The organism is Atribacterota bacterium (genome assembly GCA_039638595.1).
Classification (GTDB): domain Bacteria; phylum Atribacterota; class Atribacteria; order Atribacterales; family Caldatribacteriaceae; genus Profundicultor; species Profundicultor thermophilus.
In genome coordinates, this window is sequence record JBDIWM010000015.1 from 1 (window position 1) to 14,723 (window position 14,723).

Below are 14,723 nucleotides of genomic sequence, written 5' to 3' on the forward strand. Positions count from 1 at the left end.
GAAGGTTTTGGGATAATCGGCAAGGGCTTGGGACAGAGAGTACCCCCGTTCAATTTTGTTGGCGATTTCTTCGATGGTAACAACAAAGTTGAGGTTGCTGAGTTGTTTGGCAATACTCCGCAGGGCTGAAAGGAGGGGAACACCAGCTTCAAGCATGGTGGCAATGCCTCGGGCAAAGTTCGCAAGGTCCTGGAGCCTGACCCGCCCCATCCTGAGGCTGGAGAAAAGGGTGGTTTCTTTACGGGAAAGAGGAAGAGGCAAGCTTTCCTCAGAAAGGGCGGTAACGAAGAATCCCCTTTCTCTGAGGTGGCTTGCAGCCTCTTTGATATTCTGGGCTTCAATGGTTCCCTCACTGGGTTTACCCTGACGATCGCGGGCTTTATAGGCATAAACCGGCATCAGAATCGATTCCTCCAGGTGGCAAACTCTTTGGGATCGATAGCCCGGTTATAGGCTTCATCCCAGCTGATAAGACCCCGCTTATAGAGTTCAAAAAGGGCCCGGTCCATAGTGATCATCCCTTCAGCGAGAGAAGTCTGCATGACACTGTAAATCTGGTACGTTTTGCCTTCCCGGATGAGATTACGGATGGCATTGTTGGCAATCATGACTTCAATGGCTGGAATGCGCCCTTGGCCAGCGGCCAAGGGCAGTAGCTGCTGTGCAACAATTCCCTGAATGGCGCCGGCGAGCTGAATCCGGATCTGAGTTTGTTGATGAGGTGGGAATACATCCACGATACGGTCGATGGTTTGTGGAGCGTTATTGGTATGAAGGGTAGCCATGACTAGGTGCCCGGTTTCAGCGGCAGTAAGAGCAATGGCAATGGTTTCGAGGTTACGCATCTCACCAACCAGAATCACATCGGGATCCTCCCGCAGAGCATGTACCAGGGCGCTTTCAAAGGAGGGGGTATCGGCTCCCACCTCCCGCTGGTTGATGATACTCTTCTTATGAGTGTGGAGATACTCGATGGGGTCTTCAATGGTAATGATATGGCAGGAACGGTTTTCATTGACATAATCAATCATGGAAGCAAGAGTAGTTGATTTCCCGCTCCCGGTTGGACCGGTAACAAGGATTAACCCCCGGGGCAGGAGAGCCATTTTTTGAAGGATTTCCTTGGGAAGATGGAGTTCCTCCATGGAAGGAATAACATAGCTCAACGCCCGGATGGCAATGCCGATTGAACCCCGCTGAAAATAGGTATTCACTCGAAACCGACCAATGTTCGGAATCCCCAGCGAAAAGTCGGCCTCTTTTTCTTTAAGGAATTTCTGCCAGCGTTCTTCCCCAAGAAGCACTTGAGTAAGGTTTTCCGTATCTTTTGGTCGAAGGGGTTGATACTCCTTAGCGAAGGAGAGCTGACCATGAATCCGAAAAACGGGTGGAACTCCAACTGTGAGGTGAAGGTCAGAAGCCTTTTTCTCAAATACTTTCTGGAGTAATTCTTGAATATTGAACTCCATTCTTCTTCTTCCTTAGATATCTGTGGTAACTCGATACATTTCTTCCAGGGTAGTCACACCCTGAAGGACCTTTTGTACCGCGTTTTCTCGCAAGGTTTTCATTCCTTTATTCCGGGCAAGTTCCATGAGGTCTTTCTCAATAGCATTACGGAGGATTAACTGCCGAAAGTCGTCATCGATAATAAAAATTTCGGTGACCGCCGTCCGACCTTTGTAACCGGTGTTATTGCAGAGATTACAGCCTTTGCCACGGTAAAGGACCAAACGTTCTTCCTTTCCTCCGGTAAGTTCTTCAGCAACACTTCCTTTGACTTCAAACCCCACCTTGCAGGCCTGACATATTCGTCGCACCAGGCGCTGGGCAATAACCCCGATCACCGAAGAAGCAATGAGGTATGAAGCCACTCCCATTTCCTGCAGGCGTACCACAGCTCCAGCAGCAGTGTTCGTGTGCAGGGTGGAAAAAACAAGATGTCCGGTGAGAGCAGCGTGAATGGCAATTTCAGCCGTTTCACGGTCTCGAATTTCCCCCACCATGATGACATCGGGATCTTGGCGCATAATGGCTCTCAACGTATTGGCAAAGGTGAGTCCAATCTTGGGTTTAACCTGGACCTGGTTAATGCCTGCAAGCCTGTACTCCACCGGGTCTTCAATGGTTATGATATTAAGGTCGGGTTTATTGATGTAGTTGAGAGCTGAATAGAGGGTGGTGGTTTTTCCGCTTCCTGTAGGACCGGTGAGGAGGATCATCCCATAGGGGTGCTGAATAAGACGGTAGATTTTGGTGAGGTCTTCCGGATCAAAACCCAAGTGATCAAGATCAAGAAGAATAGCTGATTTATCAAGGATACGCATAACAATTTTTTCACCAAAGATAGTGGGAAGTGACGCAACCCGGAAGTCGATGTTGCGACCATCCATGGTCACCTGAAAACGTCCATCTTGAGGAAGACGCCTTTCGGCGATGTTCATCCGGGATAGGATTTTGATTCGGGATACCAGAGCCGGATGGACCTTAATAGAAGTAGAAGTCACATCTCGGAGGATGCCGTCAATGCGAAATCGAATCCGGACCTGCTCTTCCTGGGGTTCGATGTGAATGTCGCTGGCACCAGAACGGATGGCTTGGAGAATAACCATGTTAACTACCCGCACGATAGGGGCTTCTTCACCCAGGGCTTTAAGCTGGTCGATTTTGATTTCTTCCTCCTCAGAAGGGATAAAGAGTCCCTCCTTGACTTCTGCTTCCTTAAAGAGGTCGTCTACCGATTCAACTACCCCATAGTAGGCATTGAGAATCCGTTCAATTTCCTGGGGAGGAGCGATAGCCGGTTTTACTTCTTTTTTGGTCATGAGGCGAACCCGGTCGATGGTCATGATGTCCACGGGGTTCACCATAGCGAGAATAATCGCCCCATTTTCCTCAGCTACAGGAACCACCTGATGCTGACGGCAGAATTTTTCCGGAAGCCTGGTGACCACCTTAGGGTCAATGACGTACTTATCAAGTTCGATATAGAGTGTTCCCAGTTGTTTTGCCAGGGCCTCGTAGACTTCCCTCTCTTGTATAGCGTACATCTTCTGAAGGACTTCTCCCAATCTTTCGCCGGTCCGTTCCTGAATCTCCAGAGCTTCCTTGAGTTTATCTGGGGTGATTTTCCCTTGCTGGATCAAAATCTCCCCTAATTTTTGACCGTTAATTTTTTTGTCCCTCCTCAAGAACCTTTTTCATGACTTTTACGGGAGCAGCATGATTGGTAAAAAGCTCAAAACTTCTGACGCCCTGATAAAGGAGCATGGACTTTCCGCTGAAGCCATGAATTCCTCTGCTGCGCGCTTCGATTACCAAGGCAGTTTCGCTCTCTTTTCGGTACACTACGTCTATCGCTAAAGAGCAGGATGAAAATTTATGCCAATTAAGGGGGATATTTTCTCCCTTTATTCCTAGAGAAGTAGCGTTGATAATGACATCCACTCTCTCCAAATGTTCTCCTTCCCCTTTCATTGCGCTTTCCCAGGAAACAACCTTTACCGGAAAAGAAAAGAGCCCCTGCGCAAAAAGAAGGAGCTCCTGTGCTCGTTGTGGGGTACGGTTAGCGATGACCAGCGAAGCAATTTCCTTTTTTCTCAGAACAAACATGATAGCCCGACTCACTCCCCCAGCTCCAAGAAGAAGGACATTTTTCCCCTTGACGCTTGCTCTTTCCTCTTCCATACTCCTTTCAAAACCATATATATCCGTATTATACCCCAGAAGTCGACCCTCTTCATTCACCACTGTGTTCACTGCCTGAACGATTCTTGCTTCTTCTTCCAGGTGATCAAGAAGAGAACATATCCTTTCTTTATGGGGGATAGTCACATTAAAACCCCGCACGTTTAATGTTTTCATGGCTTCAACGGCTTTGAAAAGATCCTTAGGGAGGATATCGAAAGCAAGATACACAAATGGAAGTCCCAGAAACTGAAGCGCGGCGTTTTGGAAAAAGGGAGAAAGGGAATGTGATACCGGATGACCAATGAGAGCCAGCAACCGAACTCGAGAATCAATCATCGCAGAGAGAACCTCCGCAAGACCATTCGTTCAAACATCCTTCCTATCCGAGTGAAAAAAAACTCTTTGGGGTTAATGGGTCGGACCAGAATGGTGTAGATCCCCAGGCGGTTTCCACCCCACACATCGGTAAGCATTTGGTCACCAATCACCGCTACCTCGGGAAGAGAAAGGTTCATTCTGAGTATGGCGCTGCGTAATGCCGAGCGACGGGGTTTTTGCGCTTTAGAAATACCGGGAATACCGAGGGCCCAGGAAAAATACTGGACCCGTTCTTCCAAGGCATTGGAAACGATGAATACCAGAAATCCCATTTCTTTGGCTTTTCTGACCCAATTAACAGTCTGGGGAGGAAGTTCGTACTGATTCCAGGCCACTAAGGTGTTATCTAAGTCGAGAATCAATCCCTTAACGCCCTTCTCCCTCAGGAACTCGAGGGATATCTGCGATAAATCGTTCACATAGAGATTTGGAAGGAAACGCTTCCAGAAACCCCTATTTTCCAACGTTGCCATTGCGGTCTCCCTTTTTTCTCAGATGTTCTTCGTAATTGGTGGAAAAACTGTGTTTCCCGTTCTCCTGAAGGACAAAGTAAAGGTAATCGGTCTTTTCCGGAAAAAGGATTGCTCGAATCGCTTCAAGGCCAGCGTTCCCAATGGCCTGGGGTGGAAGGCCCCTATAGAGATAGGTATTAAAGGGAGAATCGATCTGGAGGTCCTCCGTACTCAAGCTTTCCCGATACACTCCTCTCTCCCAGTAATGTGCGTATACCACTGTGGCACAGGACTGAAGCCGCATTCCCTTTTGCAAGCGGTTTAAAAAAACTGAAGCCACATACGGTTTTTCTGCGTCATCGCTTGCTTCTTTTTCCACAACGGAAGCCAGAATAACCACTTCGTTAAGAGAAAGTCTGGTAGAACTTCTCTCATAAAGAGGGAGAACCAACCTTTCAAACTGTTCAAGCTGCATTTCAACAACTTCCTGGGGAGAAGAAGAGAGGGAAATGTAATATGTGTCAGGAAAGAGGAAACCCTCAAGATGAGAAACTCCCTGTAACCATCTTTTTTGAAAAATTTCAGGATGGGCCACAAATTGGAGATATGCTTCGCCACTGCATATTCCCTTTTCTTCAAGGATTTTGCTCATCTGCATTGAGGTCAATCCCTCTGGAAAGGTCACTTTCTCCTGGGGTGGACCATTTTCCAGTTCCTGAGCAATCCTGTGAATGGATCGTCCGGGTGGGATGCGATAGGACCCAGCAACGACTTTTTCTTTCTGGGTGAGAAACATAAAGAGAAGGAAAAGGCGTCCGGAGGCGATACCCTCACGTTCTAAAATAAAGGCAACTCTTAAAATCGGAGCACCTTTGGGAATAAAAACTGTGTGTGCTACCCCTTTTTCCAAGTCTTCGTAGAACGCCATCTTTAACCATATACAGAGAACCCATGTCCAGCATAAAAAGATAAAGTATCGGGGTTTCATTGTCCTCCTCTGTCAAGATAATTCTGCAAAATCAGTGCTGCCGCAAGTTGATCGACGGTTTCTTTTCGCCTTTTCCGCTTTACTCCAGCTTCGATGAGCCGTTTTTCCACCTCTTTAGTGGAAAAACGTTCATCCCAAAGGACTATCTTTCCAGGGAATTCTTTCTCCATAGCCTCTTTGAGAGCCTGGATTTTTTTTGCCTTTTCACCGACCAGACCATCGGTGCGGAGTGGCCAGCCAAGGACGATTTCTTCAGCACCAAGTTCTCGGGCAAGGCAAAGCAAAAACCTCAGCCCTTTTTCTTCTAGAGTTCCATAGGGGAAGGCGATAGGACCCCCACGATTAAAGGCTACCCCGATGCGTCTTTCTCCGATATCAAGTGCCAGAATCCTTTTCATGGTGACCAAGTAATTCCTCTACCCTGGAAAGGAAGGATTCCCAATCCTTCTCTAGTAATCCACCGAACTGGGCAAGATGGGGTTTCCCTCCTCCACCCCCTCCAAAGTTTTTCATCACCGCTTTGATGACATTGCTGAGGTTTAGCTTTTCAAATCTTCCCAGCCCTGCTGCAACCCCCTGAATACGACCATCCTGGAGGAGGCCCAGAATCATCACTTTTTCGAGCCTTTGGTGACGTACCTCGTCAACCACTTCTTTGAGTTGGTTTAGGTCAAGAGTGGTTTCTCGAAGAAGACAGACTATGAGGAATTTTTCTCCTTCACGCTGAGCAAGAGTGACTACATCCCGAACCAGCTTTTCTTTTTCCATTCGGCGCAGAGCCTTTCTCAGTTTCCTGTTTTCCTCTTCCAGTTTCTCTATGAAAGACGAAAGATTTTCCGCATTGATTCCCGTAGACTTCTGAACCTCAGCGAGGATTTTCTCCCGGCGGCTTAATAATTCGAGAGCTTTTGCACCAGCCACAGCCTCAATTCTTCTTAAACCGGATCCGATGCTACTCTCCGACACAATTTTAAAGAGGCCAGCTTCACTGGTGTTGCGCAAATGCGTTCCACCGCAGAGTTCGGCAGAATAATTCCCCATTCGTACAATTCGCACCACGCTTTCGTATTTTTCCTCAAAGAGTGCGACGATTTTTCGCCTCTGAATTTCCTCCAGAGTAGAGTACGAAATGCATACTGGGAGAGCGGCAAGAATCTGAGTATTAACCCGGGATTCTACTTCTTCAAGTTCTCGAGGCGAGAGAGGGGCAAAATGGGTGAAGTCAAAGCGTAACCCTTCTTCGGCTACATGAGAACCAGCCTGCTTTACCTGTTCTCCCAGGATTTCCCGCAGCGCTTGGTGGAGAAGGTGTGTGACACTGTGATGCGTCTCAAGCAACTTGCGGCGCTTTGTATTGATAACGGCTTTTACTTGTTCTCCAGACTTTATCGTCCCATCCCGCACCACACCTTCGTGAACGATGAGGTTAGGCAAAGGGCTCAGAACTTTCTGGATTTCCACTCTTCCAGAGGGTCCGAAAATCCATCCCGTATCCCACTCCTGTCCCCCCTTTTCAGGATAGAAAGGAGTTTGGTCCAGAATTATCGTTACCCTGTTGCCACTTTGCACTGCTTCCAGAAAATCCTCCCCGCCTACAAGGGCCAGCACCTTCCCCTCGGTTTCCTGGCATTCATAGCCGGTAAAGGTTGTCTCAAAACCTCGGAAGAGTTCTTCCAGTTTCTTTTTACCCCTCAGCTCTTCAGCTTTCATTTCATGGGCTTGACGAGCTCGCTCTTTTTGCTTGCGCATTTCCTCTTCAAATTCTTCTTCTTGGTATGAAAAACCTTCTTCGGTGAGAATTTCTCGAGTAAGGTCAGGGGGAAACCCATAGGTATCGTAGAGTTTAAAAATCTCGACTCCCGAGAGTTGTTTGGTTCCGGAGGCCCTTCGTTCCTGGAGTATTTTTCCCAGATACTCCATACCCAAAGACATGGTCTCTTCAAATCGTTTCTCTTCTTGGAAAACAATCTGCGAGATGAGCCGTTCTTTGTGGCGGAGTTCCGGGTAGGCCACACCCATGGTCCCGATAACCGTGAAAGAGAGTTCATATAGGAAGGGCCGAGTCAGGGTGAGTTTTTTCCCCTGACGATAAGCCCGACGGATGAGGCGCCGGAGGACATACCCTCGTCCTTCGTTCGCCGGATACACACCGTCTGCCACAAGAAAAGTGATAGCTCTTACGTGGTCGGCAATGATGCGGAAAAATGGCTTTGTCTCGGGAGGGCCATATCTTTCTCCGGACATCTTTTCCAAAGCCTCGATAATGGGCTGAAAGAGATCCGTTTCAAAATTCGTTTCTGCATTTTGCATGACTGAGGCAATCCGTTCTAGGCCCATTCCCGTATCGATGTTTTTACGGGGAAGTTCAAAAAGGGTTCCATCGCCTTGGCGGTCGAATTCCATGAATACCAGATTCCAGATTTCAAGGTATCGGTCACAATCACAACCTGGCTTACAATCAGGTTTTCCGCATCCTCGCTGTAATCCGGTGTCACAGTAAATCTCCGAGCAGTACCCACAGGGCCCCACCGGCCCTGAGGACCAGAAATTGTCCTCATCTCCAAGATGGACGATTTTTTTCTCGGGGATTCCTACCACTTCTTGCCAGATGGAAAAGGTCTCATGGTCCTTTTGGTGTACCGAAACCCAAAGCTTTTCGGGAGGCAATCCCAAATTCTGCGTCAGAAACTCCCAGGCCCACTGGCAGGCTTCCTTTTTAAAATAGTCGCCAAAAGAAAAGTTGCCTAACATCTCAAAAAAGGTATGATGACGGGAAGTATAGCCAACCCTGTCCAGGTCACTGACCCGCACACATTTTTGCACGGTACAGACCCTTTTAAATGGAGAACGTACTTTCCCCAGAAAGATAGGTTTAAAAGGCACCATTCCTGCAATGGTAAGAAGAAGGGTGGGATCGTCAGGAATGAGCGAAGCGCTGGCCAGACGCTCATGTCCCCTTTCAACAAAAAAGTTCAGAAAAGCCTCTCGGATTTCACTACTTTTCATTACCCAGTCGCTCCTTTTATGCATTCTACCACTTGAAATGTCCGTAAGCGGCGATTGGAAGAGTACATCCATTTTACCCTTATCGGGAAGGCAAAATCAGGCTGTAGCCGGCCCTTTTCTAACCAGAAAAGTGTGTCGATGTTATGGTACTGTCCAGGATTCGTCCTGACTACCAGCGTCACCGGCTCATCAATCCAAATTACTCCATCGATTTCAGGAAGCCTACTCAGGGCATCGTCGATTTTCTCTCGCAAACGCTGGGGTGGAAGTGGCTGAATATTGACGAGTGCTTGATTTGTGCGCAAGGGACCGACAATTTTCACATTCGCTATGTTCCTTTCAAAAGCTGCTTCATTGAGAACCCGCCAGAGGATTTCATTGCTTCTTACCACTGCCTGAGTATGATATGGGGAAACGAGCGGCTTTAATAGGTGTTTTAAAAGGCACCCTTCACGTAAGCGATGTTCTCCAATTCTTTGCACCGGCAGGTGAAAGAAGGAAGCAAGACTCTGAATTTCCTCCTTTTCTAAGTCAAAAAGAGGAGAATACGTATTGAAAAGAAACCTCATGCCACGTTTTCCCCAACTATCGCTCTGGTTAGCACCACCCACGATGAGAACACCATTTCCGAAATGGTTTCGAATGGTTCCCAATTTGGCCTTCTTGGTGCAGAGATTGCATGATGGGCCACCTCTGGCTATTTCTTCAAGGATTGACTTTCCTGGCAAGAAGCAATGTGAAACATCAAAATAATCTCGCAGAAAAAGGACCTGACGCCGAGCTTTTTCTGGAAAATATTCTCCCCAATCCACGGTACAGGCGATAACTTTACTTTTCCCCAAAGCCAAAAGTGAAAGGAACAGGGCAACGGTGCTATCCAGACCTCCTGAAAGTGCCACCACCACTTTGGAAAACGAAACGCTGATTGCTCGAATTTCCGCAATCAGCGTTTCAGCTAAAGACAAAGGTGAATCCGCACGAATGGAAAGTGTCATTTTTTGAGATTATGCAAGATGTTGGTAAGCTTCTCTCCGATAACGTCTCCCAAGGTTACCTTTCCATTTGGCGTAGCGTGTTCACGTTGTTCCTTTTCTTCTTCATCTTTCAGTGCCTGTTTGATGCTCAAACCAATTTTTCTTTCTCCATCGTCCAGCTTGATGACTTTAACCTTGACCCTTTCACCCTCTTTAAGAACTTCGGAAGGAGCGGAGATCCTCTGCTCCGATATTTCGGAAATATGAACCAGCCCATCCCATCCCTCCTCCAGTTCCACAAAGGCCCCAAAATCGACTACTCGTACTACTTTTCCTTCATGAATGCTTCCAACTGGATATCGGTTTTTCACACTTTCCCAGGGGTCAGGAAGCAAAGCCTTTCGACTCACCACAATCCTCTGTTCTTCTGGCTTAAACTCGATGATTTTCAACTGCAGAGTCTGGCCCTTTCGCAAAACCTGACTAGGGTGTTTCAGTGGTTCCCAATTGATTTCTGAAAGTGGAAGTAGAGCTTCCACTTCTGGAGACAGCTCCACAAAAGCACCAAAGTTCATTAACCTTTGAATATGACCTTCCACCATGTCTCCCACTTTCAATCGGGCTTTAATCTCATCCCAAGGGCTGGGACGGAGTTGTCTTAAGCTTAAAATGAATTGTCGATTTTGCCGGTCGATGGCGATGACTTTAGCATCAACCAACTGGTTCCTACGCAAGACTTCGTTCACCCGGCTTACCCGTTTCCAGGAAAGTTCCTCTAGGGGAATTCTCCCTTCAATTCCTTCTTCTATTTCTACCAGTGCTCCACGGGTGTTCAACTTATTGACTTTAACCTTAATCTGGCTCCCCAGAGGATATCTTTCTTCTATGCTTTCCCAGGGATCGGGAAAGACCTGTTTGAGACCCAGAGAAATTCTCTTTTTTTCTTTATCGATTTCGAGAACCCGGGCTTCCACAATATCTCCCACCTTTACCACTTCCCGGGGATGTTTCACATAACCCCAGGAAAGGTCAGAGATATGAATGAGTCCTTCTAACCCCTCTTCAACCTCCACAAATACTCCAAAATCCTTGAGGGAAACCACCTTACCTTTGATGATTTCCCCAGGTTTGACTTTTTCTGCTATATTCTCCCATGGATCTGGAGTAAGCCGTTTGAGGCTCAGCGATATCTCTTCTTTTTCAGGATTCCAGGCAATGACTTTGGCTTCTATTTCCTGGCCCTTCTGGAAGAGTTCCTCCAGTTTTCCCACTTTCCCCCAGGATACCTCGGATACATGGAGAAGTCCATCAATACCACCAAGGTCTACGAAAACGCCGAAGCTGGTGATATTACGAACAATTCCCTTGCGAACTTGACCAACCTTCAAGGAAGCAATGGTTTCCTGTTTACGACGATTTAATTCTTCTTCCAGAACTACTTTACGAGAAACCACCACGTTGCGGCTGCGACGGTCAGCCTCAATAACCCTAACTTGAATGGGTTGATCCAGGAATTCATCCAGATTCCGGGGCGTCAAATCAACACAGGAAGCAGGAAGAAAAGCATTAATCCCCACATCTACAATGAGGCCACCCTTAACCTTCTTTTTTACTTTAGCATTTAAAATTTTCCCCTTTTCCTTGCTCTCTTCTATATCAATCCAGGCACCATGATAGCGGGCCTGTTCTCGAGAAAGCCATATATAGCCTTGATCGTCAATCTGGGTAACAATAGTCCAGACTTCTTCCCCTTCTTCTAACTGATTTTCAACTTCCCCTTCTCTTCCTTGAGCCCTTTCTTTAAAGGGAAGAATTCCTTCTGCTTTATAGTTAATGTTGACGAAATACCCCTCTTCGCCCTTTTTAACCACTTTACCTTTGATCAGTTCTCCAGGTTTTACCACGCGGATTTGGTCCAGGTTTTCGTTCAGGAAGTCCATGGTCTGTTCTTGTACGTTTTCGTTTTCCACCTTCACGCACTCCTTCCTCGGTTTCCGTACTCACAATATGTGACCCCGCTTTTGCGGTGTGCCAACCGCTTTGATCCTCGTCCTCAAAAAGGTGGGTACCCTCTCAAGTAAACCTTGGTTTACCTGACGTTCGGGTTCCCGAGACAAGGGTGTTGGGTCAAAGCCTTCTTTGGCATCACCAACAAAGCAGGGTCACGAACCGATTATCCTTTTTTGACTGCAAAAACATAATAGCACAAGAACAATATTTTTTCAAATTTTCTCTGCAATACGTATTCCTAAAACTTTGAGTTGCTCCTCTTCCACCTTAGATGGTGCGCCAGTTAAAAGACACACCCCCTTCTGAGTTTTGGGGAAAGGAATGACCTCCCGGATGGAATCTTCGCCACACATGAGCATAACTAACCGATCAAATCCTAGAGCAATTCCCCCATGAGGAGGGCAGCCATATCGAAGCGCTTCAACGAAGAACCCAAATTTTTCCTGAATGGCCTGCTCATTCAGATTTAGAAGCCGGAAAATTTTCTGCTGAAGGTTGGTATCATGAATTCTGATACTCCCTCCCCCCACTTCGTATCCATTAAGGACTACATCGTAGGCTTTTGCTCGCACTAAGGAAGGATTATCTTCTAAGAGGGAAAGATCTCCGTCGAGTGGTGCAGTAAAAGGATGGTGGACTGAATCCCAACGTTTTTCTTCCTCATTCCATTCAAAAAGCGGAAAATCAACCACCCAGCAAAATTGGAAATCACCAGCACGTACGCTTTCCTTTCCAATTTGCAAACGGACATTGCCCATGAATTCAAGAAGCGAATCCTTTTCCCCAGAAACCAAAAGGAGTACCGAGTTTTTCTGAAACTGATATTGAGCAAAAAGTTCTGCAAATGTCGACTCCTTTAACTTACCCTTCAAGGGAGAAGTCCACTCGGTGGTTGAACCCTTCACCCATGATAGCGTCAAATTCTTACCCTTTGCTTCCTGAGCCAGCGCGTCAAGTTTTTTACGAGAGAGTACCTCTCCTTCCGGGAAAAACAGAGCCTTAACCAGGATTCCCTGATCTTTCTGAGATGGAAATGACTCTCCCTGAAAAATCTCGGTGAGGTCATCAATGGTAACCGGGATTCTCAAGTCAGGCTTATCCACGCCGTACTTTTCCATAGCTTCATGATATCGGAGAACTGGGAAGGGAACCTCTACATCATGTCCCAGGACTTCTTTAAAAAGATAGGCAACCATATTCTCGGTAAGACGCATTACGTCGAGCGAATCTACAAAGGACATTTCAATATCGATCTGCGTAAATTCAGGCTGTCGGTCGGAACGCAAATCTTCGTCGCGAAAACAGCGAACGATTTGGAAATAGCGATCAAAACCAGCAACCATGAGCATCTGCTTGAAAAGTTGAGGAGATTGAGGGAGGGCATAAAACGCACCCGGATTTAAACGACTGGGAACCAGAAAATCTCTGGCACCCTCAGGCGTGCTTTTGGTAAGGAAAGGTGTTTCCACTTCTACAAATCCCTCTCTACTCAGATAATAACGTATGTTCTGGGCGGCTCGATGACGGAGTATGATATTATCCCGCATTTTCGGACGTCGCAAATCGAGGTATCTGTATCGGAGCCGAAGTGCTTCGTCAATCTCTTTCTTTCCATCAATTTCAAAGGGAAGAAGCTCGGAAGTAGAGAGCGTCTTCAGTGCTTTCACCTCTACCTCAATTGCTCCAGTGGGAATCTTAGGATTAACGAGTCCCTCGGGTCTTGCTCGTACCATGCCTTTTACCTGGATAACATACTCTGGTTTAAGTTTCAGGGATTCAGCGTAAATCTCCCTTTGGTTAGAGTCTAAAACAATCTGTGTAATACCAAAGCGATCTCTGAGATCAACAAAAACAATGCCTCCATGGTCTCGAATCCGATTAACCCAGCCAGCCAAAGTCACCTCTTTACCAATGTGTTCTTTCCGCAGTTCACCACAAGTATGTGTTCTCAACAATGGAAATCTCCTCCTGTAACTTTTTTAAAAGTTCTTCCTGTGAGAGAGAAACCTGCTCTCCTGAAACCATATCCTTGAGAAGAAAGACAGATTTCTGGATTTCTTCTTCTCCAAGTATAATCACCCAGCGAACTCCCACCTTTTGGGCTCTCTTCAGATGGTACTTAAGCGCTTTATCGGCAAATTCCGTATAGAAAGGAACTCTATGCTCTAACAGGAGCCTGCTCAAGACCAAAAGGTGTTTTTCACTTTCCTTGCCGAGAGGAGCAAGGTACACCCCAAAATGCTCTGGAGCAACGTTTTTCTCTTCCTTTTGAAGGAGTAACACAATCCGTTCCATACCTGCGGCGAATCCCACCCCTGGTACTCTCTGGTCCCCCAGGGCTTGGGAGAGATTGTCATATCGTCCTCCACCCCCTACAGCGTCCTGAGCACCCAATTCCCCAGTTTTCACTTCAAAAGCAGTTCTTGTATAGTAATCAAGTCCGCGCACTAGATAAGGGTTGACAGTAAAGGGAATACTCAAAGTGGTTAAAGTTTGAAGGAGTTCCTCCTGGTGCTTGCGACAATCGCCACAGAGAAAATCCTGCAAGTTGGGAAAGGCAGTCGACCGCAAAACTGCCTGGCAGGTTTCAACCTTACAGTCCAGAATCCTCAGAGGATTCCTCTCTAACCGGTTTTGACAGTTGGAGCAGAGCTCGTCACTCCTCTCTTGGAAGAAATTTTTCAGTGCCTCAACGTAAGCTGGTTTACAGCAGTCACATCCTAAACTGTTGATTTCCAGAGAAAGTTTTCTTAAACCCAGTTTTTCATATATTGTCCAGGCAATAAGAATGACTTCGGCATCACAGGCTGAGCTTTCGAAACCAATCGCCTCAAAGCCAAACTGATGAAATTGCCTCATTCTCCCAGCCTGGGGTCGTTCATAGCGGAACATCGGTCCCAGGTAAAACCACTTTACCCGTGGTTCATGTACCGCAAACCTTTGTTCCAGGTATGCTCTCATTACCGGCGCAGTTCCTTCCGGACGAAGAGTAAGGCTTCTACCTCCCTTGTCCAAAAAGGTGTACATCTCTTTCTGAACGATATCCGTTCCTTCTCCTACCCCTCGAGCAAAGAGTTCGGTACTTTCGAAAACTGGGGTTCGAATTTCCTGATATCCAAAGAACCGAGCTACACTATATACTGTTTCTTCAATCCTCCTCCAAAGATGAATTTCACGACCCAAAATATCTCTTGTTCCTTTAGGGACTTTTAATTGAGGCATCGC

At 46.9% G+C, this 14,723-nt stretch carries 12 protein-coding genes and 1 other RNA gene; all 13 read right to left on the reverse strand.

Going from position 1 to position 14,723, the window contains the following annotated elements; translation table 11 throughout:
- Positions 1–399 (reverse strand): type II secretion system F family protein (locus ABDK92_05045; GenBank protein MEN3185990.1); only part of this gene is annotated, 399 nt, incomplete at its 3' end.
- Positions 399–1,469: a type IV pilus twitching motility protein PilT gene (locus ABDK92_05050; GenBank protein ID MEN3185991.1), complete on the reverse strand. Its 1,071-nt coding sequence runs from the start codon at positions 1,467–1,469 to the stop codon at positions 399–401. The genes ABDK92_05050 and ABDK92_05045, both read right to left, overlap by 1 nt.
- Before the next feature lie 12 nt (positions 1,470–1,481).
- Entirely contained in the window at positions 1,482–3,173 is a 1,692-nt protein-coding gene (gene gspE / locus ABDK92_05055) for a type II secretion system ATPase GspE (GenBank protein MEN3185992.1), read from the reverse strand.
- A complete protein-coding gene (gene aroE / locus ABDK92_05060; GenBank protein MEN3185993.1) occupies positions 3,169–4,026 on the reverse strand; it encodes a shikimate dehydrogenase in 858 nt (285 codons plus the stop codon). The genes gspE and aroE overlap by 5 nt, the downstream gene beginning before the upstream one ends.
- Complete coding sequence (locus tag ABDK92_05065) at positions 4,023–4,541, reverse strand: YqeG family HAD IIIA-type phosphatase (protein ID MEN3185994.1); 519 nt, start codon at positions 4,539–4,541, stop codon at positions 4,023–4,025. Before ABDK92_05065 ends, aroE begins: the two co-directional genes overlap by 4 nt.
- Positions 4,522–5,508 carry an endolytic transglycosylase MltG gene (gene mltG, locus ABDK92_05070; protein ID MEN3185995.1) on the reverse strand — a complete coding sequence of 329 codons (987 nt, stop codon included), beginning with the start codon at positions 5,506–5,508 and terminating at the stop codon, positions 4,522–4,524. Before mltG ends, ABDK92_05065 begins: the two co-directional genes overlap by 20 nt.
- Positions 5,505–5,906, reverse strand: a complete 402-nt coding sequence (ruvX, locus tag ABDK92_05075; GenBank protein MEN3185996.1) for a Holliday junction resolvase RuvX — start codon at positions 5,904–5,906, stop codon at positions 5,505–5,507. Before ruvX ends, mltG begins: the two co-directional genes overlap by 4 nt.
- Positions 5,884–8,514 carry an alanine--tRNA ligase gene (gene alaS, locus ABDK92_05080; protein ID MEN3185997.1) on the reverse strand — a complete coding sequence of 877 codons (2,631 nt, stop codon included), beginning with the start codon at positions 8,512–8,514 and terminating at the stop codon, positions 5,884–5,886. Before alaS ends, ruvX begins: the two co-directional genes overlap by 23 nt.
- Entirely contained in the window at positions 8,514–9,509 is a 996-nt protein-coding gene (locus ABDK92_05085; protein ID MEN3185998.1) for an ExsB family protein, read from the reverse strand. Before ABDK92_05085 ends, alaS begins: the two co-directional genes overlap by 1 nt.
- The gene (locus tag ABDK92_05090; GenBank protein ID MEN3185999.1) at positions 9,506–11,458 is read right to left on the reverse strand and encodes a S1 RNA-binding domain-containing protein; all 1,953 of its coding nucleotides are present in this window, start codon (positions 11,456–11,458) and stop codon (positions 9,506–9,508) included. The genes ABDK92_05085 and ABDK92_05090 overlap by 4 nt, the downstream gene beginning before the upstream one ends.
- A gap of 38 nt (positions 11,459–11,496) precedes the next feature.
- Positions 11,497–11,654, reverse strand: a non-coding RNA gene (gene ssrS / locus ABDK92_05095) — 6S RNA.
- A 56-nt stretch (positions 11,655–11,710) separates the two neighbouring features.
- On the reverse strand, positions 11,711–13,453 hold the full coding sequence (aspS, locus tag ABDK92_05100; GenBank protein MEN3186000.1) for an aspartate--tRNA ligase: 1,743 nt from the start codon (positions 13,451–13,453) through the stop codon (positions 11,711–11,713).
- Positions 13,428–14,720: a histidine--tRNA ligase gene (gene hisS, locus ABDK92_05105; protein MEN3186001.1), complete on the reverse strand. Its 1,293-nt coding sequence runs from the start codon at positions 14,718–14,720 to the stop codon at positions 13,428–13,430. Before hisS ends, aspS begins: the two co-directional genes overlap by 26 nt.
- Positions 14,721–14,723: the final 3 nt, after the last annotated feature.

Bases quoted from the DNA above. Each gene is read 5' to 3' on its own strand.
- ABDK92_05050 (MEN3185991.1), bottom strand. From the start codon at position 1,469: ATGGAGTTCAATATTCAAGAATTACTCCAGAAAGTATTTGAGAAAAAG.
- aroE (MEN3185993.1), bottom strand. From the start codon at position 4,026: ATGATTGATTCTCGAGTTCGGTTGCTGGCTCTCATTGGTCATCCGGTA.
- ABDK92_05065 (MEN3185994.1), bottom strand. From the start codon at position 4,541: ATGGCAACGTTGGAAAATAGGGGTTTCTGGAAGCGTTTCCTTCCAAAT.
- mltG (MEN3185995.1), bottom strand. From the start codon at position 5,508: ATGAAACCCCGATACTTTATCTTTTTATGCTGGACATGGGTTCTCTGT.
- ruvX (MEN3185996.1), bottom strand. From the start codon at position 5,906: ATGAAAAGGATTCTGGCACTTGATATCGGAGAAAGACGCATCGGGGTA.
- alaS (MEN3185997.1), bottom strand. From the start codon at position 8,514: ATGAAAAGTAGTGAAATCCGAGAGGCTTTTCTGAACTTTTTTGTTGAA.
- ABDK92_05085 (MEN3185998.1), bottom strand. From the start codon at position 9,509: ATGACACTTTCCATTCGTGCGGATTCACCTTTGTCTTTAGCTGAAACG.
- hisS (MEN3186001.1), bottom strand. From the start codon at position 14,720: ATGCCTCAATTAAAAGTCCCTAAAGGAACAAGAGATATTTTGGGTCGT.